The sequence below is a fragment of the Clostridium thermobutyricum DSM 4928 genome (assembly GCF_002050515.1).
In the GTDB taxonomy this organism is placed as follows: Bacteria; Bacillota; Clostridia; order Clostridiales; family Clostridiaceae; genus Clostridium; species Clostridium thermobutyricum.
Genome location: NZ_LTAY01000026.1, coordinates 53,890 through 77,484 on the forward strand (window position 1 = coordinate 53,890; position 23,595 = coordinate 77,484).

Below are 23,595 nucleotides of genomic sequence, written 5' to 3' on the forward strand. Positions count from 1 at the left end.
TTTTTTTTATTAGATTATTTTTAAAGTTTTATAAGGTTAGTTCCAAAAGTTATAATCTAAATACATATGTGTTTGTATAAAATACATATGTATTAAATTAATAATATAAAACTGATAATTTTGAAATAGGAATAATTATAGAAAGTCAAGTTTAATAAAATTTTAAAATTAATATATTATTTTCAAATTATAAATAACAAATTAGTGTAAATTTTGATAATATCTTTCTTAAGCAGTTCGGAAGGGGGCTTTCTATATGAAGAAAAAAATAATAATGCTAGCTTTTTTAGTATCAGTAGTTTCATTTGCATTAACAGCTTGTGGGGACAGCAGCAAAAAAGAGACGAAAGATAAAAAAACTCTAAGATTAGTTACAGGAGCAGTAAAAACGTTAGATTCTGTTAAAGGTAGTGATGAGGTTTCTTTTAATATAATACAAAATACACAGGAAAATTTATTGATTTTTAAAGATAATAAAATAATACCTGGAGCAGCAGAGAGTTATACAGTAAGTGATGATAAAAAAACTTATACATTTAAGTTAAGGAAAAATTTAAAGTGGAGTGATGGAAAAGCACTAACTTCAAAAGATTATAAATATGCATGGATGAGATTATTAAATTCAAAATCAGGAGCACCATATTCATTTTTCTTATTTGGGGTTGTTAATGGAGAAAAATATTTTAAAAATGAAGTTCCAGCATCTGAAGTTGGAATAGAAACACCTGATGATAGTACTATAATAGTTAAATTATCAGAGCCAATATCATATTTTACACAAATAGTAGCATTTCCAGCTTTGGCACCTCAAAGAGAAGATGTAGTTAATAAATATGGAAGCAAATATGGTTCTAATTTAAATACACAAGTATATAGTGGACCATTTATGGTTTCAGAGTGGCAAAAAGGTGGAAAAATTGAATTAGTAAGAAATCCAAATTATTGGAATTCAAAAGATATAAAACTTGATAAAGTTAAGTTTACTGAAATAAAAGAAGCAAATACAGCTTATAAAATGTTTGTTAGTAATCAATTAGATGTAATTTCAGGTTCTGGTGAATATTTAAAACCACTTAAAGATGGGGTTAAAGAAGGAAAGTGGAATGAAATAAATGAGGTAGGTTCTTCTGTATTCTATACATTATATAATTTAGATTCTAGTAATAAATTACTTAAAAATAAGAATATAAGATTAGCTTTATCAATTGCAATCAATAGAGAAGGATTAACTGAAAAAGTAATGAGAAGAAATATACCAGCTTATGGATTAGTTCCAGAGGGGATTCAAGTTGGAAATATAAATTATAGAAGTGAGGTTAGTGAACCTTTAAAAGAGGTAATGAATAAAGATCCTAAAAATTTATTTATAAAAGGATTAAAAGAACTTGGACTTGATCCGGATCCAAGTAAGTATGAAATAAATTATTTATTACAAAATAGTGATGCAGTTAGTAAGATGCAAGGAGAATACATGCAAAATACTTGGAAACAAGTTATAGGAGTAAATGTTAAATTAGTTACTTCAGCAGATTTTTCAGACTTTTTAAGTAAAGTTGATAAGGGAGAATTTGATATGTCAAGTTCAGGATGGGGAGCAGATTATAATGACCCTATGACATTCTTAGATTTATTTACTCCTGAAAATGGAAGTAACTATGGTAAATATAATGATGAAAGAGTAAATGAACTTTTATCAAAAATAAAAACAATGACAGATGATAATGAAAAATTAAAGATATATAAAGAAGTTGAAAAGATTGAAGTGGTAGATAATCCAGCAGTGGCACCAAATTATTTTAAAGAAATATATTCATTCCAAAAGAAATATGTAAAAGGATTAGAACTACCTAGGTTTGGGGGAACTTATCAATTAAGATGGACTTCAATTTCTTAAAGGAGACTTATCAATTGGATATAAATAAATTTTAGGGGAGTGAATAATAATGTTTAGATACTTTGGTAGAAGAATAGCTTTAATGATTATAACTTTGTTTGTAGTCATTACTGCAACTTTCTTTTTAATGAATAGTATGCCAGGAAATCCAGTTAGTTCTCAAGCTAAAAAATTACCAAAAGATGTATCAAAAGCTATGGAACAAAAATATGGATTAGATAAACCTATTACTGAAAGATATATTTTATATTTAAAAAATCTTTTAAAAGGAGATTTAGGAGAATCTTTTGTAACTCCAGGTGTAACAGTTAACGATAAAATTAAAGATAATTTTCCAGCTTCAGTTAGAATTGGTCTTGGAGCTGTAGCAGTTGGATTAGTTGTAGGAGTATTTCTAGGAATAATTGCAGGATTTAAAAGAGATACACCAATTGATTTTGGTGTTATGATAATTGCAATTTTAGGAGTTTCGATACCAAGTTTTGTATTAGCTACATTAATTCAATCATTTTTGGGAGGAACAGCTGGAATTCCAATTGCAGGTTGGTATGATAGCTCAACTCCGTTTTTAGAAAGATTTAAATTTGCAATACTTCCAACTATTGCTCTTAGCTTTGGTGGAATTGCAACTTATGCAAGATATATGAGAGCTTCAGTTTTAGATGTTATTGGACAAGATTATATTTTAACTGCAAAAGCTAAAGGATTATCTTTTAGAGATATTTCTTTAAAACATATTTTAAGAAATTCAATATTACCAATAGTAACTATACTTGGGCCACAAATAGCAACAATAATTACTGGAACAGTAGTAATTGAAAGAATATTTGCTGTACCTGGAATTGGTAATGCTTTAATAGATGCAATTTATACAAAGGATTATAACGTAATAATGGGATTAACAATATTCTTTTCAGCGTTATTTATATTATCTATATTAATAGTTGATATTTTATATAGCTTAATAGATCCTCGTATAAAACTTGGAAAATCATAAGGAGGGGTATTATGGCAGAAATAACTAGAGAAAAGTTTAAGAGAATTGGAATAGATAAAAATATTAGTGAAGAAATAAATAGACCTAATTTAACTTATTTTCAAGATGCTTTTAGAAGATTAAAAAAGAATAAAGTAGCTATGGCTTCTTTAATTGTACTTTTAATTTTGGTTTTAATGTGTATAGTACAACCTATGATTGCAGGAGATAATTATAAAATACAAAATTTAGATGAAATGAATTTAGGACCTTCTTTAAAACATCTATTTGGAACAGATAGCTTAGGAAGAGATTTATTTGATAGAATTTGGATTGGAGGAAGAGTATCACTTTTAATAGCTTTTGTTGGAACTTTAATAGAGTGTACATTTGGAATATTATATGGTGGAATAAGTGGATATTTTGGTGGAAAAGTAGACGCTATAATGATGAGAATTGTAGAAATTTTAAATAGTATTCCTTACTTAATAATAGTTATATTAATTTCGGTAAGATTAGGAACTGGAATAATTCCATTAATAATTGCTTTAGTTATTACTGGGTGGACTGGTATTGCTAGAATGGTTCGTGGAGAAGTAATGAAGCTTAAAAATTCAGAATATGTAATGGCTTCTAAAGCTTTAGGTGGAAGTTCTTTTAGAATAATACTAAAGCATATGCTACCAAATACAATAGGAATAATCATTGTATATATAACTTTTGATATACCTAGTTATATATTTGCAGAAGCATTTTTAAGCTTTATAGGTTTAGGAATTCAGCCACCAGAAACTAGTTGGGGAGCAATGGCATCAGCAGGGCAACAAGTAATGTTATTTTACCCAAATCAATTAATATTCCCAGCTATGTTTATAGCATTAACAATGCTAACTTTCAATTTATTTGGTGATGGGTTGAGAGATGCATTAGATCCAAGATTAAGAAAGTAGGTGTTCTTATGGAAAAATTATTAGATGTTAAAAACTTAAATATAAATTTTAATACTTATGCAGGAGTAGTTAAAGCTGTAAGAGGAGTAAATTTTGAATTAGATAAGGGAGAAATGTTAGCAATTGTAGGTGAATCAGGTTCAGGAAAAAGTGTAACAGCTAAATCTTTAATGAGCCTTTTACCAGAAAAAATTGCATCTATAGATAAAAATTCAAAAATACTTTTTGAAGGAAAAAATATATTAAAATATTCTAATAAAGAATTAAGAGGCCTTAGAGGAAAAGAGATAAGTATGATATTTCAGGATCCTATGACTTCTCTTAATCCAACAATGAAATTAGGAAAACAAATTTCAGAAGTTTTAAAAATTCATAGAAATATGAATAGTAAAGAAGCGAAAGAAGAGGCTATAAGATTATTTAAAGCTGTTCATATAACTAATCCTGAGCAAAGAATAAATCAATATCCTTTTGAATTATCAGGAGGGATGAGACAAAGAGTTATTATAGCTATGGCAATTGCTTGTAATCCCAAAATTATAATAGCTGATGAACCAACAACAGCTTTAGATGTAACTATACAAGCTCAAATTATGAAACTTATCCATGAATTAAAAGAAGAAATGGAAACATCAATTATTTTAATTACTCATGACTTAGGAGTAGTTAGAGAATTTGCAGATAGAATAAATGTAATGTATGCAGGAAAAATAATAGAAGGTGGAACAGTAGAGGAAGTTTTTAAAAAATCAAAACATCCTTATACATGGGCTTTACTAAAATCAATGCCAACTTTAGATAGTGATATAAAAAGTGAGTTATATTCACTTGGAGGAACTCCACCTGATTTATTAGAACCGCCAATAGGATGTCCGTTTTGTGCAAGATGCGAATATGCTATGGAAATTTGTAAGGAAAAAATGCCTGAAAGAACAGATTTATCAACTACACATTTTACATATTGTTGGTTAACACATGAGTATGCCGAAAGTGTAGAATAAGGGGGCAATAAAGATGGCAGAAAAAATATTAGAGGTTAAAAATTTAAAAAAACACTTTAATGTAGGAAAAAATAAAGTCTTAAAAGCTGTAGATGATGTAAGCTTTTATATAGAAAAAGGAGAAACATTAGGATTAGTTGGGGAATCTGGATGTGGAAAGACTACTTGTGGAAGAACTGTTATAGGACTATATGAAAAAACAGATGGAGAAATATATTTAAATGGAAAGCCATTAAAAAATAAAAGTTTAAAAGATAGAAAAGAAAAAGCGAGAATAGCACAAATGATATTTCAAGATCCTTATGCATCATTAAATACTAGAATGACTGTTGGGGATATAATTGCAGAAGGAATAGATATACATAAACTTTATAAAGGAAAAGAGAGAGAAGAAAGAGTTTATGAATTACTGAATTTAGTAGGTTTAAATAAAAGTCATGCTTCAAGATTTCCACATGAATTTTCTGGGGGACAAAGACAAAGAATTGGAATAGCAAGAGCATTAGCAGTTGAACCACAATTTATAGTTTGTGATGAACCTATTTCAGCATTAGATGTATCTATCCAAGCTCAGGTTGTGAATTTATTAATAGACTTACAAAATAAATTAGGATTAACATATCTTTTTATTGCTCATGATTTATCAATGGTTAGACATATTTCAGATAGAGTTGGAGTTATGTATTTAGGAAATCTTATAGAATTATCACCAAGTGATGAATTATATAAAAATCCACTTCATCCATATTCTAAATTGCTTTTATCAGCAATTCCTTCAATGAGAGGAGAGAAAAGAAATAAAGTTAAAATAGAAGGTGAAGTAGGTAATCCAATGGAAGATTATAAAGGATGTAAATTTGCAAATAGATGCTCTTATTGTATGGATAAATGTCTTAAAGAAATTCCAAGATTAAAAGAAGTAGGGAACAAACAATTTGTAGCTTGTCATTTATATTAAAAAAATAGATAGTATAAATTTTATTAAAATATTATGTTACTTAAAATTTGAGTTAAATATCAATAATATATAATTATGACCTCATATATTTAAATATATGAGGTCTATTTAAATTAAATATCATCTACATTAAAAGAAAGTTCTATTTTTTCAATTGATGGTTTTAATTGAGTTAATCTAACTCCAGCAGCAGTAAACATTTTTTTAGAAGCTTTAACTATATCTGTATCAGCATACTTATCACTTAAATATATAACTTGCTTTATTCCACTTTGAATTATGGCTTTTGCACACTCATTGCATGGAAATAATGCAACATATAATTTTGCTCCTTCTAAAGAAACACCTCTATTATTTAAAATAGCATTTAATTCAGCGTGAACTACGTATGGATATTTAGTTTCTAAAAATTCTCCTTCTCTTTCCCAAGAGAACTCATCATCTGAACACCCAAAAGCAAATCCATTATATCCAACTGATAAAACTCTGTTAGTTTGACTAACTATACATGCACCAACTTGAGTACTTGGATCTTTACTTCTTTTTGCAGATAAAAGAGCGAGCCCCATAAAATATTCATCCCAAGATATGAAGTCAGATCTTTTCATAAAATCACTCCTTAAATATTATTGCTTTAATTGTTTTTAGGTTATAAGTACATTATAATAAAATAGAGGAAAAAGCGAAATAATTTATATTAAGTTTAAATAAAAAATAAATTAACTATAGATAACCAGGAGGAAACTAAATTGAAAAAAATAATAACTATATTTGGAACTAGACCAGAAGCAATAAAAATGGCACCTTTAGTTAAAGAACTAGAAAAAAGAGAAAGAATTCAATCTAAAGTCTGCGTTACTGCTCAACATAGAGAAATGTTAGATCAAGTTCTAGAACAATTTGATATAACGCCAGATTATGATTTAAACATTATGAAAAGCAAACAAACTTTAACTGGCATAACAAATAGAGTTTTAGAGGGATTAGAAGAAGTTTTTGCAGAAGAAAAACCTGATATGATATTAGTTCATGGAGATACTACAACTACTTTTGCAGGAGGACTTGCAGCTTTTTATCAACAAATAAAAGTTGGGCATGTAGAAGCTGGACTTAGAACTTTTGACAAATATTTTCCATTCCCAGAAGAAATGAATAGAAAGCTTACAGGAGCTTTAGCAGATATACATTTTGCACCAACTCAAGGTTCAAAAAATAACCTTTTAAGAGAAGGTATTAAAGAGGAAGATATATTTATAACAGGAAATACTGTTATTGATGCTATGGAACATACAGTAGAGCAAGATTTTGTATTTGAAACAGAAGAATTAAATAAAATAGACTTTGAAAACAAAAAAGTAATAATGATAACTGCACATAGAAGAGAAAACTGGGGTGCTGGAATAGAAAATATTTGTGAAGCTTTAAACAAAATAGTAGAAGAAAATGAAGATGTTGAATTAGTTTATCTTGTACATTTAAACCCAATAGTTAAAGAAGTGGTTTATGAAAGATTAGGTGGAAAAGAAAGAGTTCATCTTTTAGATCCATTAGATACTAAAGAAACTCACAATTTAATGAACAAATGCTTTATGGTAATGACAGATTCCGGTGGATTACAAGAAGAAGCTCCACACTTAGGAAAACCAGTTTTAGTTTTAAGAGATGTTACAGAAAGACCAGAAGCTGTATCACATGGAACTGTTAAATTAGTTGGAACAGATGTTACTAAAATAACAAGTGAAGCAAATTTATTAATAAGAGATGAAAAAGCTTATGAAATCATGAGTAAAGCTGTAAATCCTTATGGTGATGGATTAGCTTCAAAAAGAATTTGTGATGCAATAGAGGTATATTTTGGATTAAGTGATAAAAAAGTTAACGAATATATTAAATAGTTTGTCTAAGTTTTAACAAAAAACTATTGATTAATCTTCCAAGAATGGTTATAATAAAAGTATGTTAAGAGTTTAACAAAGGTTTAAAAGCAAAAATATTTTATTATATATAAATTGGAGGTTATTAAGATGAGAGACGTAGTAATAGTTAGTGCTGTAAGAACAGCATTAGGTTCATTTGGAGGTTCATTAAAAGATGTTCCAGCTGTTGATTTAGGAGCAACTGTTATAAAGGCTGCAGTTGAAAAAGCTGGAATAAAACCTGAATTAGTAGAAGAAGTAATAATGGGAAATGTAATACAAGCTGGATTAGGACAAAATACAGCTAGACAAGCAACTTTAAAAGCTGGTTTACCAGTTGAAACTTCTGCAATGACAATAAACAAAGTTTGTGGTTCAGGGTTAAGAGCAGTTAGTTTAGCAGCTCAAATGATAAAAGCTGGAGATTCTGATATAATCGTAGCTGGTGGTATGGAAAGCATGTCTCAAGCTCCATATGTATTAAAAAGTTCAAGATGGGGTCAAAGAATGGGAGACGGAAAAATGGTTGACTCTATGATAAATGATGCATTATGGGATGCATTTAACAATTACCATATGGGTATAACAGCTGAAAACATTGCTGAAAGATGGGGAATAACTAGAGAAGATCAAGATAACTTCGCAGTAAATTCTCAAAATAAAGCAGAAGCTGCTATAAAATCAGGAAGATTTAAAGATGAAATAGTACCAGTTGTAATTCCACAAAGAAAAGGTGAACCAAAAATATTTGATACTGATGAATTCCCAAGATTCGGTTCAACTTTAGAAGGATTAGGAAAATTAAGACCTGCATTCAAAAAAGATGGTACAGTTACTGCTGGTAATGCTTCAGGAATCAATGATGGAGCTGCTGCTTTCGTAATCATGAGTGCTGAAAAAGCTGAAGAATTAGGATTAAAAGTAATGGCTAAAATTACTTCATATGGTTCAAAAGGATTAGATCCAGCAATAATGGGATACGGACCATTCCATGCAACTAAAGTTGCTTTAGAAAAAGCTAACTTAGAAGTTAAAGACTTAGACTTAATCGAAGCTAATGAAGCATTCGCAGCTCAAAGTATAGCTGTTGCTAGAGATTTAAAATTCGATATGAGCAAAGTTAACGTAAATGGTGGAGCTATAGCTTTAGGACATCCAGTTGGAGCATCAGGAGCTAGAATATTAGTAACATTATTACACGAAATGGAAAAAAGAGATTCTAAGAGAGGTCTAGCTACTTTATGTATTGGTGGTGGACTTGGAACTGCTGTAATAGTTGAAAGATAATAATTAAAATATATAAATTTTAAGATGCATTGTATTTTTACAATGCATCTTTTTTTATGCAAAAAAACAAAAAATAGAATTTTGTGAAGTAAATTTAAATAGTAACAAAATAATAAAAATAAGGATATATTAAAATATAAAAACAATGTAAAAAATGTATAAAAAATACAAAAAGGACAATAATTAAGAGGAAAGGTAGGGGAATATAATGCTTAAAAAAGTTATAATTCTTCTTTTAGTTGTCCTTAGTATTGTAGGCTTAGGTGGTTATAAAGAAGATTCATATTATATAGTTAAGAAAGAAACAATGAATGAAACAGAATTTATAGAAAATGGGGTTAGACTAGAATATATTTCTAATTTAACTGTAGAAGAAGAAAAAGAAAAAATTAAAGAAATTTTAGGTAGTAATTATAATATTAATGAACAAAATAACAACTTATATTTATATGGAAAGATTCATATAGAAATTAGAGTTTGGCAAGAGGGTTCAATGGTTTATGTATGTTCTACAGTTATAAATAAAGATAAAAATATTCTAACAGAAGATATAAAAGAAGAACTTAATAAAATAATAGATAAACATTCAAGTAAATATGAATATTTTGAGTTTTATAAAGGAAGCTTTAACGGAAATATTGATGAGATACTAAAAAAAATAGAATCTAAAAATGCAAAAATTTTAAAAATTGAAAATGGGTATACAGGAAATATAAAGTTAGGTAAAGAAAATGTGAATTTTGGGTTAGTCAATTATGATACAGGGCTACAACTTATAATTGGAACTCCAGTAATATTTACAACATACTAAAAATTTATTATGGAGGAAAATATGGAAAAAATAATTGTAAAAGAAACAAAGGAATTAAAAGGTGAAGTAGATATAAGTTCAGCTAAAAATTCAGTTTTACCAATTATAGCTGGATGCATATTGTGTCCTGAAAAGATAGTTTTGAAAAATGTAAAAATGCTTGAAGATGTTCAAGTTATAACTAGTTTATTAAGAGAATTAAACAGTGAAGTTGAATATTCAGAAATAACAAATGATCTAGTTATAAATTCTTATAATATAAATCCGTTAGAAGAAACTAATGAATTAGTTAGAAAGATGAGAGCTTCATTTCTTATAATGGGACCTATGCTTGCTAGATTTGGAAGATGTAAAATATCTCTTCCAGGTGGATGTAACATAGGAAGTAGACCAATAGAGCTTCATTTAAAAGGATTTAAGGCTCTAGGGGCAAATATAAAACAAGGTCATGGTTATATAGAAGCAACTGCTAAAAAACTTATAGGAAATAGAATTTATTTAGACTTTCCATCAGTAGGAGCTACAGAAAATATAATTATGGCATCAGTTTTAGCAAAAGGAACTACAATAATAGAAAATGCAGCAGATGAACCAGAGATTTGGGATTTAATTAATTTCTTAAATAAAATGGGAGCTGATATTTATGGTGGTGGAGCAAGAAAAATTATAATAAAAGGAGTTCAAAATTTACATGGAATTACTCATCAACCTATTTATGATAGGATAGAAGCTGGAACTTTTATGGTTGCAGCAGCCATTACAAATAGTATGATAAAAATTAATGATGTAAATGAAGAACATCTAATGCCTATAATAGAAAAATTAAAAGAATGTGGAGTTGTAGTAACAGAAGAAGAAAATGGAATAATAGTAGATGGTCGATATGATAAATCTACAGCGGATATAAAAACCCTACCACATCCAGGATTTCCAACAGATATGCAACCACAAATGATGGCATTATTATCAACTATAAAAGGAACAAGTTTAATAACAGAAACAGTATTTGAAAATAGATTTATGCACGTACCAGAACTATTAAGAATGGGTGCAAACATAAAGATTGATGGAAGAACTGCTGTTATAGAAGGATGTCCTAAATTAACAGGATGTGATGTTAATTCAACTGATTTAAGAGCAGGTGCAGCTCTTATATTAGCAGGATTAGTGGCAGAAGGAGAAACTAGAGTTGGAGAAATATATCACATTGATAGAGGGTATAAAAATATAGAAGAAAAATTTAGAAAACTTGGAGTTAATATAGAAAGAGTTACTATATAAAGCCTAGTACAGCTGTTTATAAGCTGTACTAGTTTTTTTTTGCTTTACATAAAATTATCAAAGGTAAGAATAAATAATTAGAAAGGACATATATATAGATGTATGAAGTTTGGAGGTGGTTTTATGAATAGTAAAGACCTTAGAGAAAATTTAATGACTATAGGAGTAACAACTTTAGTTATAGTAGTTTGTCTAATAATATTACCTAAATTACTGCTAGGAAAAAGTATAGACATAGATAATTTAAATGAAGAAGGAACTACTATTTCACAAAAGACTAATCCTTATATAACAGTAGAAGGTAATAAAAAAGTAGAAGTATATAGAAGCAATACAGGAAAAACAGAAAAAATAGATTTAGAGGATTATATAATAGGAGTAGTTTCAGGAGAGATGCCAATAAGTTTTGAAGAGGAAGCTTTAAAAGCACAAGCTGTAGCAGCTAGAACGTATTATTTTACTAAAAGAGAAGAAAAGTGTGATATAGCTAAAAAGGGAGATATATGTGATACAATACATTGCCAAGTTTACATGAATAAAAAAGAGAGAAAAGCTCAATGGGATAAAAAAGTAGCAGATAGTAATTATAAAAAATTAGAAAAAGCAGTTAAAGAAACAGAAGGAAAAGTACTAGCTTATAATGGCGAAATAATAAAGTATCCACAATTTTTCTCAACTAGCTCTGGAAAAACAGAAAATTCTGAGGATGTTTTTGTTTCAGCTGTTCCTTATTTAAAATCTATAGAAAGTAAGGGAGAAGAGATTTCTCCTAAGTTTACAGGAGAAAAAGAAATTACAAATTTACAATTTGCAAGTTTAGCTAATAAAACTTATGGAGCTAATATTAATTCATCAAATGTACAATCTAATGTAAAAGTGTTAGGAAGAACAGAAGGTGGATCTATAGAAAAAATACAAATAGGACAGGCAATTATAAAAGGGACTGAATTCAGAAAATTATATGATTTAAGTTCAGCAAATTGTGAACTAGAATTTTTTAAAGATAAAGTAAAAATAAAAACAAAAGGAAGTGGACATGGAGTTGGAATGAGCCAATGGGGAGCTAATGTAATGGCTAAAGAAGGAAAAAAATATGATGAAATACTAAAGCATTATTATAGTGGAGTAGAAATTAAAAAAATTAAATATAAATAGTGTATAAAAAGGTGATATTTGGGAGATTACTCAAATATCACCTTTTTATTTGCTTAATTTATGTAAAAAATAGATTAAATGATTAAAAATGTAAAAAAAGGACACAATTTAAATTAGGAGGTGTTGATTTAATGAAACAAAAAATCAAAGAAATAACTAATAAAATAAAAGGATTCTTTAGAAATAGCTCAATCAGTAAAAAAGAAGGCTTATACATAGCTATATTTACTGGTATATGTGTAATTCTTATTTCAGGAATAGTGGTTTTAAAAGGTGTAAATGCAGATAAAGGAAATGAGGCTAAAGAACCAATAGAAAAAGAAGTTAGCTTAGATGTTCCAAATGATACAGCAAATTCACAAGCTATGGAGAACTCAGAAAGAGTTGAAAAGGAAAAAGCAGATTCTACTAAACCAGTAAGTACACCAAAACTTTCTTTTATAAATCCTGTTGAAGGTAAGATTGTCAAAGGTTATGATGATGCAATAATCTCAGGAGACAAAATGAGAAGTGAAATGTATGGTGGTATTTCTGTAGCTGCAAAAATTGGTACAGAAGTAAAAGCTGGTGAAGCTGGAGTTGTTGATGAAGTTAAAAATAATGACGTAATGTTTGGGACTACTGTAGTAATTAAGCATACAAATGGAGTTAAAACAGAATACTGTAACTTAGATACAAACTTAAAAGTGAAAAAAGGTGATAACGTAACAAAAGGTCAAGTTATAGGAAAAGTTGGTAAAACAGCTCAAAGTTTAGGTGCTTCATTAAAATGTGAATTTTTACACATAAGAATGTATGAACTTAAAGATAAAGAATATAAAGAAATTGATCCAGGAAAATACTTTTCATTTAAAAAGTAAGTTATCAAATTAATCAGTCATTTGAATAAAATGGCTGATTAATAAAAATACTAATAACAATGATGAATTCTCTAAGGAGGTACAAAATGAAAGACTATATTGAAGAAAGGGTATTAGAAGTTGCACAATATATAATTGATTCAAAAGCAACAATAAGAAAAACTGCAAAAGTTTTTGGGGTTAGTAAAAGTACAATCCATAAGGATATGACAGAAAGACTACCAAAGATAAACCCTGCAATAGCTGAACAAACTCATACTGTTTTAGAAATTAATAAATCAGAACGACATATAAGAGGTGGAAAAGCTACTAAAATGAAGTATAAAACTGCTGAATAATGTTGAAAGAATAAGCTATTCCATATATAATTTAAAGTATAAGTAGAAAAAAATAGAATTTTTTCAAAAAAAAGAAAAGGGTGGAATAGTGATGTGGTTTTGGAAATGGAATAGAGGCAATGATCTAGGAATAGATTTAGGAACTGCTACTGTTCTAGTATATATGAAGGGCAAAGGAATAGTACTAAAAGAGCCCTCTGTAGTTGCTATGAACAAAAATACTGGCAAAGTATTGGCAGTTGGAGAAGAAGCTAGAAAAATGATAGGAAGAACTCCAGGAAATATAGTTGCAGTTAGACCATTAAAAGATGGAGTTATATCTGATTATGATGTTACAGAAAAAATGTTACAAGAACTTATAAATAAAGTTTGTGGCAATAAAAAAATTACAACACCAAAAGTTATGATTTGCATACCATCTATGGCAACAGAAGTAGAAAAGAGAGCTGTTATAGATGCTGCAAGAAATTCAGGTGCAAAAGAAGTACATCTTATAGAAGAACCTTTAGCAGCGGCAATAGGGGCTGGATTAGATATAACAAAACCAAATGGTTGCATGATAGTAGATATTGGCGGTGGTACATGCGATATAGCTGTTATTTCCTTAGGTGGTATTGTTATAAGAACATCAATAAAGTCTGCTGGAGATAAATTTGATGATGCAATCATTAGATATATAAGAAACAAATATAAACTAATGATTGGTGAGAAAACAGCTGAAGAGTTGAAAATATCTATTGGATCAGTATATGAAGATGACAATGATTCAAAAGCAGTTGTTAGAGGAAGAAATATGTTAACAGGACTTCCAGATAATTTATCTATAACTTCAGCTGAAATAAGAGAATCTTTAAAAGAACCAATAAACCTTATAATCGAAGGTGTAAAAGGAGTATTAGAAAAAACTCCACCAGAAATAGTTGCTGATATAATAGAGCAAGGAATTTTAATGACTGGTGGCGGTTCTTTAATACATGGATTAGATAAATTAATTCAAAAAGAAACTGGATTAGAAGTTAAAATAGCAGAAAACTCCGTTGAAGCTGTTGCTGAAGGAACTGGAATGGTTTTAGGATACATAGATAAATTAGATACTTCAGTAAATAATGGAGAAGTTATATTAATTGATTAATAAGTGCTTTTTAGCACTTATTTTTTTTAATAATAAAAAATAAAATTTATAACATTTTCTAATATAAAATATTATTCATTTAATAGACATTTAGTAATTGGAAGAAGGCGTATAGTAATTAAACATTATAAAATTTAATTACTATAATAGCACCAATATAAAAGTTAATTATTATATATCATCTGAGTATAATTCCTTTATTAAAATATCAGAAAGATTATAATTGTATGCGTTTAGAATTCCTTTAGCAATTATACAAGCTAAATCATATATAAATGAAAGCCTAATAGAATTAGAAGTTAAAAAATTATTGGAATCACCTTTAGAAACTATACCTACTATAGATATATCTCCTACTTCTTTTAAAATTTTGCCAACACCCTTTCCCGGATAAATTGGATGATCTCTAATACATATATCACCAACATTAGTACCCAAGCATGCATCAATTGCTATTATGTAAGAGCTTTGATGTTTTTCATTTATTGAGGAAAGAAATTTATTTAAATTTAGAGCATGTATTGGTTCATGTAAAGTTCCATATACTGGATAAGGGAAATTGTTGAATTTAAGAATACTTCCAACTATAGGACCTAAAGCATCACCTATAAATTTGTCAGTTCCAATACATACTATAACGAGATTTTCTTTTATATGTTCTTTTAAATATTCACCAATTAAATTAGTAGCAGTTGGATAATTAAAAGGAATTATTTTTTTCAAAGATTTCACCCCCTAGATAATATATTCACGAGAGTTTGTATATATACGAAAAAGCTTATGTTTGAATAAAATTCTTTAAAGTGGACATTAATTCAAATAAGAGGTGATATAATAATGAAGAAGATATTGGTTTTTATGATTTTTATAATGACGAGTTTAACTATGTATTTTTTAGTTTGGTGGCAACCAACTGAAAAAAATAATCAAGTAATAAATACTTCAAATGTTATTGAAACTGATAATAATATGAAAGATAATACAAATGTAGAAAAAGAATTAGATGACTCTAAAAAAGAACAAGATAAAATAGAAAAAGATTTGAAAAAAGAAGAAGCTAAAAAGATTGAAGAGGAGTCCAAAAAAGCTGAAGAGGAAATAGCTAAGAAATTAGAAGAAGAAAAAGAAAATAACAAATTGATTGTAAAAAAAATAAATGAAAATATGTCTATTGAAGATAAAAAAAATGTAGATAAATTATTGAATGGATTATCTACAATAGATTTGATGAAAATAGAAGAAGGAATATTAAGTGGAGATTTAAATAGTGTTAAAGCTTTAATAAGCGAAAGATTGTTATTAGAGGATAGTAAGTTATTTTTTGAAATCATTGGCAGATATAAATAAGGGAAATAAATCACATATAAGTATAAAAGTTAAATAATTGGAGAAAAACATAGAAAAATAATGATAATTTTGTTAAATAGCCTAATTTAAAGGTTGAAAATAATCCTTTATGAATATATACTAACTATTGTCGGTTGGCCGTTGGTCTTCCGTAAATTAAATAAGTTTTGGTGGGGTTCCCGAGTGGCCAAAGGGGGCAGACTGTAAATCTGTTGCAACTTGCTTCGAAGGTTCGAATCCTTCTCCCACCACCATTTAATTAAGGTCGCATAGCTCAGCTGGGAGAGCACCTGCCTTACAAGCAGGGGGTCACAGGTTCGATCCCTGTTGTGACCACCATTAAAAATAAAATGAAAACGTGCGCTGGCATGGCTCAACGGTAGAGCAGCTGACTTGTAATCAGCAGGTTGTAGGTTCGATTCCTATTGCCAGCTCCATTAGGTGGGGTTCCCGAGTGGCCAAAGGGGGCAGACTGTAAATCTGTTGCAACTTGCTTCGAAGGTTCGAATCCTTCTCCCACCACCATTTTATTTTTAAAAAATTTCAAATCACTTATTTGCTGGCATGGCTCAACGGTAGAGCAGCTGACTTGTAATCAGCAGGTTGTAGGTTCGATTCCTATTGCCAGCTCCAAATAAGGTGGGGTTCCCGAGTGGCCAAAGGGGGCAGACTGTAAATCTGTTGCAACTTGCTTCGAAGGTTCGAATCCTTCTCCCACCACCAAACGCTAAGAATTATCTTAGCGTTTTTTTATTAGAATTTTTTAATAAATATAATAATATTAGTATCATAATAATAAATAAATATAGTGAATAAATTTAAGAAATTCAAAACTATATATTAAAGAGAAAATATTAAAAACATTAAAAATATATAAATGAAATAAATGTTAAAAACTGACTACTAAGATATATTCTATGTTTATCTTGCTTAAGAAAAAATTCATATTTTAAAATAGAATTTTATTAAATATATAATGTGTTGACTTATTATATTTTAGTGTGTTACAATTTTCAAAGAAAATGAAGCAAAATAAATAACTAAACTCTTATCAAGAGAGGTGGAGGGAAATGGCCCTGTGAAACCCAGCAACCTACAGTAATTAATTTTAATTAATATGTGTGGTGCTAATTCCTGTAGATTTTATCTACAAGATGAGAAGAATAGGCAACTAGTTCTCTTCTTATCGAAGAGTTTTTTTATTATAAAAAAATTTTTATAGATTTGAAAGGAGAATAATGATATGAGAAGATTATTCACATCAGAATCAGTTACTGAAGGGCATCCAGATAAAATCTGTGACCAAATTTCAGATTCAGTATTAGATTCAATTTTAGCAAAAGATCCTAACGCAAGAGTTGCTTGCGAAACAGCTGTAACTACTGGAATGGTAATGGTAATGGGAGAAATAACAACTAACTGTTACGTTGATATTCCAAAGGTTGTAAGAGAAACAATAAGAGAAATTGGATATGATAGAGCTAAATATGGATTTGACTGTGATACTTGTGCAGTTATGACTACAATAGATGAGCAAAGTGCTGATATTGCTATGGGAGTTGATGAAGCTCTTGAATCAAAAGAAGGTCAAAAAGATGAAGTTGAAGCAGTAGGTGCTGGAGACCAAGGAATGATGTTCGGATTCGCTACAAACGAAACTGAAGAATATATGCCAACTCCAATCGCTATGGCTCACAGACTTTCAAGAAGACTTACTGAAGTAAGAAAAAATGGAACTCTTTCATACTTAAGACCAGATGGTAAAACTCAAGTTACTGTTGAATATGAAGATGAAAAACCTGTAAGAATTGATACTATAGTTATTTCAACTCAACACAGTGAAAAAGTAACTTTAGAACAAATTCAAACTGATATAAGAGAACATGTAATAAATGCTGTAATTCCATCAGAATTATTAGATGCAGAAACTAAATACTTCATAAACCCAACTGGAAGATTCGTTGTTGGAGGACCACAAGGAGATAGTGGATTAACAGGAAGAAAAATCATAGTTGATACTTACGGTGGAATGGGAAGACACGGTGGTGGAGCTTTCTCAGGAAAAGACTCAACTAAAGTTGATAGATCAGCTGCTTACGCTGCAAGATGGGTTGCTAAAAACTTAGTTGCTGCTGGTGTTGCAGATAAATTAGAAATACAATTAGCTTATGCTATAGGTGTTGCTAAACCAGTTTCAATTGGAGTTGAAACATTCAAAACTGGTAAAATATCAGATGAACAAATCGTTTCAATAGTAGAAAAAGTATTTGACTTAAGACCAGGTGCTATAATAAGAGACTTAGACTTAAGAAGACCAATCTACAAACAAACTGCAGCTTACGGACACTTTGGTAGAACTGATGTTAAACTTCCATGGGAAGAATTATCAAAAGTAGAAGAAATAAAAGCATTAATGAAATAATTATAAAAGGAGTTGATTTATTCAACTCCTTTTATTTTTGTAAAAAAGACTTTTTCTAAAATGAAAGGGTCTTTTTTTATAAATAAAATAAAATTATAGAATATATACTTCAAAAAAGATATAGAGAAGAGAATTTTTAAATAATTAAAGAACTTTATAACTAATATAATATTTAAGTGGGGATAAATTTATTTAATTATTGCAGGAATTATAAAAATTTAGATATATAAATATAATTAAATGTTATATAATGGAAAAAAGAGGTTAGAAAAAGGGGAATTGTTATGAGGATAATAGTAGATAGTACATGTGATTTACCAATAGAAATTATAAAAAAATATGATATTAAAGTTTTACCGCTTAAAGTTCTAATTGAAGATAAAGAATATTATGATAGAGTTACTATAGAATTAGAAGAAGTATATGAATATATGAGAAAAGGGGTGGTTCCTAAAACTTCTCAAGTATCACCAGTAAGTTTTTATGAAGCTTTTGAGGAGATGTGTGAGAATGGAGAAGATTTTATTTATCTTGCGTTTTCAAGTAAGCTTTCAGGAACTCATGATTTAGGAAAAAGTATATTAAATGAATTTAAAGAGAAATATAAAAACATTAATATGGAGATAATAGATACTAAATCAGGTTCTACAGCTATAGGGCTTTTAGTTTTAGAATGTATAAAAATGAACAAAGAAAATTTAGAATTTTTTGAAATAGTAGATAGATTACAAGAAAAAATAACTCATATAGAACATATCCTTACTTTAGGTGATTTAAATTGGCTTGTTAAAGGAGGAAGAATAGGAAAAACAAAAGGATTTGTTGGAACTATGTTAGATATAAAACCAGTTTTAGATCTTAAGGATGGAGAAGTAAATCTTATAAAATCTATAAGAGGGAAAAAGAAAACTCTAAATTATATTTTGGATATTTTAGAAGAGAGAGGAATAAGGAACAATAATTTAATAGGGATTAGTTATGCTGAAGATTTATCTATTGTTGATAATATTAAGAAAGGTATAGCAGAGAGGTTTGGAGAAAAAGAATTTATGATAAATAAAATAGGAAGTGTTTTAGGAAGTCATGTTGGATTAACTGGAGTAGGAATTTTCTTTTTTAATTATTAATTTTAAGGCTATAAAAGCATATTTAAAAGCTTTTATAGTTTTTTTTGTGTCAATAGGTATAGCTTTTAAATATAATATATTAGATTTCCATATAATTATATAGGAGGAAAGCTTATGTTATGTAAGAGGTGTAAAAACTTAATAGAAGATGATTTGGACTCATGTCCATTTTGTGGATTAGATTTTGAAGAAGAAAATATAAATACTGAAGAGGAAAAATTACGAGAGGATGTAAAGGACGAAGTTGAATTAGAAAAAGTTGAAGATGTAGAGATAGGAAATATAGAAGTTGATGAAGTGTATGGTGGAGAATTAAAAGAAGTAGAAGAAAAAAATGAATACATTGAAGAAGATTTAATAGAAAAAGAAACTGAGATTAATGAAAATGATTCTAAAGTTAAAGAAACTTCAGAAAAAAAAGATAAAGAGCCAATAGAATATGAATTAGAAGAAGGTAATCAAGATAAGTATGATTATCAATTAGAAAAAGATAATAAATATAATGATTATAAAGTTATAGGAATTGCTATTATACTATTAGCTATAATATTAGGATTAGTAATGTTATTTAAATAAAAAAAGAGGATGAAGTACATCCTCTTTTTTTAAGCTTCGTGTATAATTTTTCCGTTTATTATTACTTTATTTATATTTATGTCTTCATCAAATAAAATTAAATCTGCGTCAAACCCTTCTTTTATTTGACCTTTTTTGTCTTCAACTTTACAGTGTCTAGCTCCATTATAAGTAGCCATTTTAACTACCTCATATAATGGATAATCCGAATTTTTATAAATATTTCTTACCGCTTTATCTAGTGTTAAGATTGAACCTGCTAAAGAACCAGCTTCAAGTCTTGCTGCTCCTTCTTTAACAAAAACATCTTGTCCACCTAAAGAATATTTTCCATCAGGCATTCCGCAAGCCATCATAGCATCAGTTACAAGAAGAACTTTATCTGTTCCTTTTTGTTTATAAGCAACTCTTAATGATGGGAATGATATGTGTATTCCATCTGAGATAGTTTCAGTTGTTATATCTGAATCGAAAACAGCTCCAACTACTCCGGGTTCTCTATGAGCAAATCCTGTCATTGCATTGAAAAGATGTGTTGCATGTGAACAACCACATTTTATTCCTTCTATAGCTTGTTCGTAATTAGCTTTAGTGTGACCTATTGAGCAAACAATACCTTTTTTACTTAAATATTCTATAAGTTCTTTAGCACCATCAACTTCTGGAGCAACAGTAATAGAAACTACAGCATCAGCGCAATCTCCAACCATTTCTTCATAAGTAGCTATTGAAGGAACTTGTAAGAAATTTGGATTTTGAGCACCTATAGCTTTAGGACTTATAAATGGTCCTTCAAGGTGAGCTCCAAGAACATTTGCACCATCTGTACCATTTTCTTTAGCTTCTTTTATAACTTTCATTGATTGTTTTATATCTTCAACTGCAACAGTCATTGTAGTTGGAGTAAAAGAAGTTGTACCAAATTTACATATTGTTTTTGATATTTCATTTATAGCTTCAAATGTTCCATCCATTGTATCATGTCCACCAGCACCGTGAATATGAACATCAATAAAACCAGGAGATAAATACATACCTTTTGCATCTATAACTTCTGAATCAGTTACATTCTTAGGGTTAATTTCTTTTATTTTTCCATTTTCGATTAAAACTGAACCTTTTTCAATTCTATCTAGGAAAATTATATTACAATTTTCTATTAACATTACAACACCTCCAAAATTTTAAATAGTTTAGTAGACATAAATAATTTTACTTAAATGTCTTATGATATAATTATATAATATATAATTGAAAATAAAAATAACTAAGGCAAGATTTGGAGAGAAAAAATGGAAACTATAGTTGGTTTAGTAGAAGGGATAGTATTTAAAAGTGAAGATTCTGGTTATACAGTTTTAAAGGTAAATGTTAATAATCAAACTATTACAGCTACTGGAGCTGTGCCTTTTGCTAAAGAAGGTCAAAGTGTAAAGTTAACTGGAGAATGGATTATTCACAAGCAATTTGGAAAACAGTTTAAAATAGATGAATTTAAAGAAATACTTCCAACATCTAAAGATGGTATTGAAAGATATCTAAGTGCAGGAGTTATTTATGGAATAGGACCTGTAACAGCAAAAAGAATAGTTGAATATTTTGGAGAAGAAACTTTAGATATATTGGATAATAATATAGAGAGATTAAAAGAAGTAGAAGGAATTGGAGATAAAAAGTTTAAAATAATATATGATTCTTATCAAGAACAAAAAGGATTAAGAGATATAATATTATTTTTTACTGAGTATGGACTTAGTAATAATCAATGTATAAAGCTTTATAAAAAATATGGAGATAGAGCAAAAGATTTGATAAAAGAAAACCCTTATAGATTATGCAAAGATATATCAGGAATAGGATTTAAAACTGCTGATAAAATTGCAATGAATATGGGAGTTATATCTGAATCTCCTTATAGAATAAAAAGTGGAATTGACTATGTTTTAGGAAGATTTTGCGCAAATGGAAATACATATATGCCAAAGGAAAGGTTAATTGAAGAAGCTTCAGAAACTTTAGTTGTAAAAAAAGACTTAATAGAAGAAAATATATATAATTTGTATCTTGAAAAAGGAATTATAGTTGAAAAGATAAATGGAGTAGAAGCTGTATTTTCTCTTCCATTTTATTATAGTGAAATTGGTATAACAAAAAAAATAATAGAGCTTGGAATAGAAAATTTCCAAACTATAAATACAGATGTAGAACATGAAGTTAAAATGTTTGAAAGAAGTCAAGGAATAACATTTGCTCCTTCGCAAAAAGAAGCTATTTTAAATGCATTTTCAGAAGGAATAGAAATAATAACAGGAGGACCTGGAACAGGTAAAACAACAATAATAAAATGTATTATTGATATTTATGAGAAAAATGGATTAAAGGTACTTCTTGCAGCACCAACAGGTAGAGCTGCTAAAAGAATGTCTGAATCTACTGGAAGAGAAGCTAAAACTATTCATAGACTTTTAGAAATGGGAGTATCAGATGAAGAAGGAGAAAAAACTACATTTTTAAAAGGAGATGGAGAACCTTTAGAAGGTGATGTAATAATATTAGATGAAGCATCAATGATAGATGTAAATTTAATGAATAGTCTTCTTAAAGCAATAAAGCTTGGAACAAGACTTATAATAGTGGGAGATGTAGACCAACTTCCATCAGTTGGAGCAGGAAATGTTTTAAATGACTTAATAAACAGTGAATTTATTAAAGTTGTAAGATTAAGAGAGATTTTTAGACAAGGAGCAGAAAGTTTAATAACGGTAAATGCCCACAGAATAAATAATGGAGAAATGCCTCATTTAAATAAAAAAGGAAATGATTTTTATTTTATAAGAAGTGAAAATAGTGAGGATATTTTAAATACAATAATAGATTTAGTTAATAGAAGATTGCCTAAATTTAATAAAGATTGGGATAAATTAAGAGATATTCAGGTTTTAACTCCAATGAGAAAAGGTGTACTTGGAGTAGAAAATATGAATGAGAAAATACAAGAGGTATTAAATCCTAAAGAAAATTATAAAAAGGAAAAGAAGGTCAGAGAAACTACCTTTAGAGAAGGTGATAAGGTTATGCAAACAAAAAATAACTATTCTCTAAAATGGACCAGAGTTTCAGGTGAAGGTGAAGAAGAAGGCGTTGGTGTTTTTAATGGAGACATGGGCTTTATTCAAACTATAAATGAAGAAGAAAAAACAGTAGTTGTAATATTTGATGATGAAAGAAGAGTAAAATATGATTATGTATATGTAGATGAATTAGAACTTGCATATTCAATAACTATTCATAAAAGTCAAGGAAGTGAATTTAAGGTTGTAATAATACCAGCATTTATGGGTTCACCACTTTTAATGAATAAAAATTTATTATATACAGGTATAACTAGAGCTAAAAAATTAGTTGTAGTAGTGGGAATGCCAAAGGCTCTTAATTATATGGTTAAAAATACAAAAAGTATGGAAAGATATTCGGCTTTAGAACATAAGATAAAAGAGATAACACAACATGAATTTGTAGAAGATTAATTTTAAAATTTTAGTAAAAGACTAAAATTTATTTTTA

21 protein-coding genes, 6 tRNA genes and 1 riboswitch are annotated in these 23,595 nt (G+C 28.7%); of the genes, 24 read left to right on the plus strand and 3 right to left on the minus strand.

The features are described from left to right. The first annotated feature begins 256 nt into the window (after positions 1-256). The 5 genes from CLTHE_RS04000 to CLTHE_RS04020 are packed head-to-tail and all read left to right on the plus strand — an operon-like array spanning position 257 to position 5,779. Positions 257-1,894 (plus strand): peptide ABC transporter substrate-binding protein, encoded by a 1,638-nt coding sequence (locus CLTHE_RS04000; RefSeq protein WP_080022098.1) that lies wholly within the window; start codon positions 257-259, stop codon positions 1,892-1,894. A 49-nt stretch (positions 1,895-1,943) separates the two neighbouring features. Further along, a complete protein-coding gene (locus CLTHE_RS04005; protein ID WP_080022099.1) occupies positions 1,944-2,891 on the plus strand; it encodes an ABC transporter permease in 948 nt (315 codons plus the stop codon). A gap of 11 nt (positions 2,892-2,902) precedes the next feature. Continuing rightward, positions 2,903-3,820 carry an ABC transporter permease gene (locus tag CLTHE_RS04010; RefSeq protein WP_080022100.1) on the plus strand — a complete coding sequence of 306 codons (918 nt, stop codon included), beginning with the start codon at positions 2,903-2,905 and terminating at the stop codon, positions 3,818-3,820. 8 nt (positions 3,821-3,828) lie between these two features. Beyond that, positions 3,829-4,821: an ABC transporter ATP-binding protein gene (locus CLTHE_RS04015; RefSeq protein WP_080022101.1), complete on the plus strand. Its 993-nt coding sequence runs from the start codon at positions 3,829-3,831 to the stop codon at positions 4,819-4,821. 13 nt (positions 4,822-4,834) lie between these two features. Continuing rightward, entirely contained in the window at positions 4,835-5,779 is a 945-nt protein-coding gene (locus tag CLTHE_RS04020; RefSeq protein WP_080022102.1) for an ABC transporter ATP-binding protein, read from the plus strand. Between the two features lie 113 nt (positions 5,780-5,892). Here CLTHE_RS04020 and CLTHE_RS04025 read toward each other — a convergent pair whose 3' ends face one another. Then, on the minus strand, positions 5,893-6,387 hold the full coding sequence (locus CLTHE_RS04025; RefSeq protein WP_002598667.1) for a deoxycytidylate deaminase: 495 nt from the start codon (positions 6,385-6,387) through the stop codon (positions 5,893-5,895). A gap of 141 nt (positions 6,388-6,528) precedes the next feature. Here CLTHE_RS04025 and wecB point away from each other — a divergent pair, with 141 nt between their 5' ends. From wecB to mreB, 8 genes are all read left to right on the plus strand, one after another. After that, positions 6,529-7,674, plus strand: coding sequence for a non-hydrolyzing UDP-N-acetylglucosamine 2-epimerase (gene wecB / locus CLTHE_RS04030; RefSeq protein ID WP_195972807.1), 1,146 nt, complete (start codon positions 6,529-6,531; stop codon positions 7,672-7,674). 129 nt (positions 7,675-7,803) lie between these two features. Continuing rightward, the gene (locus CLTHE_RS04035) at positions 7,804-8,982 is read left to right on the plus strand and encodes an acetyl-CoA C-acetyltransferase (protein WP_080022104.1); all 1,179 of its coding nucleotides are present in this window, start codon (positions 7,804-7,806) and stop codon (positions 8,980-8,982) included. A gap of 208 nt (positions 8,983-9,190) precedes the next feature. Beyond that, the gene (locus tag CLTHE_RS04040) at positions 9,191-9,793 is read left to right on the plus strand and encodes a hypothetical protein (RefSeq protein WP_080022105.1); all 603 of its coding nucleotides are present in this window, start codon (positions 9,191-9,193) and stop codon (positions 9,791-9,793) included. Positions 9,794-9,814: 21 nt separating this feature from the next. Continuing rightward, a complete protein-coding gene (murA, locus tag CLTHE_RS04045; protein WP_080022106.1) occupies positions 9,815-11,074 on the plus strand; it encodes a UDP-N-acetylglucosamine 1-carboxyvinyltransferase in 1,260 nt (419 codons plus the stop codon). A 123-nt stretch (positions 11,075-11,197) separates the two neighbouring features. Further along, positions 11,198-12,229 carry a stage II sporulation protein D gene (spoIID, locus tag CLTHE_RS04050; protein ID WP_080022107.1) on the plus strand — a complete coding sequence of 344 codons (1,032 nt, stop codon included), beginning with the start codon at positions 11,198-11,200 and terminating at the stop codon, positions 12,227-12,229. Between the two features lie 131 nt (positions 12,230-12,360). Continuing rightward, positions 12,361-13,089 carry a M23 family metallopeptidase gene (locus tag CLTHE_RS04055; RefSeq protein WP_080022108.1) on the plus strand — a complete coding sequence of 243 codons (729 nt, stop codon included), beginning with the start codon at positions 12,361-12,363 and terminating at the stop codon, positions 13,087-13,089. An 86-nt stretch (positions 13,090-13,175) separates the two neighbouring features. Continuing rightward, positions 13,176-13,427: a sporulation transcriptional regulator SpoIIID gene (gene spoIIID, locus CLTHE_RS04060; RefSeq protein WP_002598660.1), complete on the plus strand. Its 252-nt coding sequence runs from the start codon at positions 13,176-13,178 to the stop codon at positions 13,425-13,427. Between the two features lie 91 nt (positions 13,428-13,518). Then, positions 13,519-14,559, plus strand: coding sequence for a rod shape-determining protein MreB (mreB, locus tag CLTHE_RS04065; RefSeq protein WP_080022109.1), 1,041 nt, complete (start codon positions 13,519-13,521; stop codon positions 14,557-14,559). A gap of 171 nt (positions 14,560-14,730) precedes the next feature. On the opposite strand, the gene yyaC is transcribed toward mreB, so the two are convergent. Then, the gene (yyaC, locus tag CLTHE_RS04070; protein ID WP_002598658.1) at positions 14,731-15,282 is read right to left on the minus strand and encodes a spore protease YyaC; all 552 of its coding nucleotides are present in this window, start codon (positions 15,280-15,282) and stop codon (positions 14,731-14,733) included. A gap of 114 nt (positions 15,283-15,396) precedes the next feature. Between yyaC and CLTHE_RS04075 the strand changes: the two genes are divergently transcribed. From CLTHE_RS04075 to CLTHE_RS04120, 10 genes are all read left to right on the plus strand, one after another. Next, a complete protein-coding gene (locus CLTHE_RS04075; RefSeq protein WP_080022110.1) occupies positions 15,397-15,906 on the plus strand; it encodes a hypothetical protein in 510 nt (169 codons plus the stop codon). Between the two features lie 169 nt (positions 15,907-16,075). Continuing rightward, positions 16,076-16,160: transfer RNA gene (locus tag CLTHE_RS04080), tRNA-Tyr, on the plus strand. A 9-nt stretch (positions 16,161-16,169) separates the two neighbouring features. Next, a tRNA-Val gene (locus CLTHE_RS04085) sits at positions 16,170-16,245 on the plus strand. 23 nt (positions 16,246-16,268) lie between these two features. After that, a tRNA-Thr gene (locus CLTHE_RS04090) sits at positions 16,269-16,343 on the plus strand. Between the two features lie 3 nt (positions 16,344-16,346). Further along, positions 16,347-16,431: transfer RNA gene (locus tag CLTHE_RS04095), tRNA-Tyr, on the plus strand. A 33-nt stretch (positions 16,432-16,464) separates the two neighbouring features. Beyond that, a tRNA-Thr gene (locus CLTHE_RS04100) sits at positions 16,465-16,539 on the plus strand. A 5-nt stretch (positions 16,540-16,544) separates the two neighbouring features. Further along, positions 16,545-16,629: transfer RNA gene (locus tag CLTHE_RS04105), tRNA-Tyr, on the plus strand. A 322-nt stretch (positions 16,630-16,951) separates the two neighbouring features. Then, positions 16,952-17,067, plus strand: a riboswitch (SAM riboswitch). Between the two features lie 82 nt (positions 17,068-17,149). After that, positions 17,150-18,328, plus strand: coding sequence for a methionine adenosyltransferase (gene metK / locus CLTHE_RS04110; RefSeq protein ID WP_080022111.1), 1,179 nt, complete (start codon positions 17,150-17,152; stop codon positions 18,326-18,328). Between the two features lie 284 nt (positions 18,329-18,612). After that, positions 18,613-19,455, plus strand: a complete 843-nt coding sequence (locus tag CLTHE_RS04115) for a DegV family protein (protein ID WP_080022112.1) — start codon at positions 18,613-18,615, stop codon at positions 19,453-19,455. Between the two features lie 114 nt (positions 19,456-19,569). Continuing rightward, a complete protein-coding gene (locus CLTHE_RS04120; RefSeq protein ID WP_080022113.1) occupies positions 19,570-20,031 on the plus strand; it encodes a hypothetical protein in 462 nt (153 codons plus the stop codon). A 29-nt stretch (positions 20,032-20,060) separates the two neighbouring features. Here the strand turns inward: CLTHE_RS04120 and nagA are convergent, their stop codons facing one another. Then, positions 20,061-21,197: an N-acetylglucosamine-6-phosphate deacetylase gene (gene nagA / locus CLTHE_RS04125; RefSeq protein WP_080022114.1), complete on the minus strand. Its 1,137-nt coding sequence runs from the start codon at positions 21,195-21,197 to the stop codon at positions 20,061-20,063. Between the two features lie 126 nt (positions 21,198-21,323). Here nagA and recD2 point away from each other — a divergent pair, with 126 nt between their 5' ends. Then, positions 21,324-23,558 carry an SF1B family DNA helicase RecD2 gene (gene recD2, locus CLTHE_RS04130; protein WP_080022115.1) on the plus strand — a complete coding sequence of 745 codons (2,235 nt, stop codon included), beginning with the start codon at positions 21,324-21,326 and terminating at the stop codon, positions 23,556-23,558. The last annotated feature ends 37 nt before the right edge of the window (positions 23,559-23,595 follow it).

What these genes read in the sequence shown, in the direction of transcription:
- CLTHE_RS04000 (WP_080022098.1), top strand. Translation starts at nt 257, where the DNA reads ATGAAGAAAAAAATAATAATGCTAGCTTTTTTAGTATCAGTAGTTTCA.
- CLTHE_RS04005 (WP_080022099.1), top strand. Translation starts at nt 1,944, where the DNA reads ATGTTTAGATACTTTGGTAGAAGAATAGCTTTAATGATTATAACTTTG.
- CLTHE_RS04010 (WP_080022100.1), top strand. Translation starts at nt 2,903, where the DNA reads ATGGCAGAAATAACTAGAGAAAAGTTTAAGAGAATTGGAATAGATAAA.
- CLTHE_RS04015 (WP_080022101.1), top strand. Translation starts at nt 3,829, where the DNA reads ATGGAAAAATTATTAGATGTTAAAAACTTAAATATAAATTTTAATACT.
- CLTHE_RS04020 (WP_080022102.1), top strand. Translation starts at nt 4,835, where the DNA reads ATGGCAGAAAAAATATTAGAGGTTAAAAATTTAAAAAAACACTTTAAT.
- CLTHE_RS04025 (WP_002598667.1), bottom strand. Translation starts at nt 6,387, where the DNA reads ATGAAAAGATCTGACTTCATATCTTGGGATGAATATTTTATGGGGCTC.
- CLTHE_RS04035 (WP_080022104.1), top strand. Translation starts at nt 7,804, where the DNA reads ATGAGAGACGTAGTAATAGTTAGTGCTGTAAGAACAGCATTAGGTTCA.
- CLTHE_RS04040 (WP_080022105.1), top strand. Translation starts at nt 9,191, where the DNA reads ATGCTTAAAAAAGTTATAATTCTTCTTTTAGTTGTCCTTAGTATTGTA.
- murA (WP_080022106.1), top strand. Translation starts at nt 9,815, where the DNA reads ATGGAAAAAATAATTGTAAAAGAAACAAAGGAATTAAAAGGTGAAGTA.
- spoIID (WP_080022107.1), top strand. Translation starts at nt 11,198, where the DNA reads ATGAATAGTAAAGACCTTAGAGAAAATTTAATGACTATAGGAGTAACA.
- CLTHE_RS04055 (WP_080022108.1), top strand. Translation starts at nt 12,361, where the DNA reads ATGAAACAAAAAATCAAAGAAATAACTAATAAAATAAAAGGATTCTTT.
- spoIIID (WP_002598660.1), top strand. Translation starts at nt 13,176, where the DNA reads ATGAAAGACTATATTGAAGAAAGGGTATTAGAAGTTGCACAATATATA.
- mreB (WP_080022109.1), top strand. Translation starts at nt 13,519, where the DNA reads ATGTGGTTTTGGAAATGGAATAGAGGCAATGATCTAGGAATAGATTTA.
- CLTHE_RS04075 (WP_080022110.1), top strand. Translation starts at nt 15,397, where the DNA reads ATGAAGAAGATATTGGTTTTTATGATTTTTATAATGACGAGTTTAACT.
- metK (WP_080022111.1), top strand. Translation starts at nt 17,150, where the DNA reads ATGAGAAGATTATTCACATCAGAATCAGTTACTGAAGGGCATCCAGAT.
- CLTHE_RS04115 (WP_080022112.1), top strand. Translation starts at nt 18,613, where the DNA reads ATGAGGATAATAGTAGATAGTACATGTGATTTACCAATAGAAATTATA.
- CLTHE_RS04120 (WP_080022113.1), top strand. Translation starts at nt 19,570, where the DNA reads ATGTTATGTAAGAGGTGTAAAAACTTAATAGAAGATGATTTGGACTCA.
- nagA (WP_080022114.1), bottom strand. Translation starts at nt 21,197, where the DNA reads ATGTTAATAGAAAATTGTAATATAATTTTCCTAGATAGAATTGAAAAA.
- recD2 (WP_080022115.1), top strand. Translation starts at nt 21,324, where the DNA reads ATGGAAACTATAGTTGGTTTAGTAGAAGGGATAGTATTTAAAAGTGAA.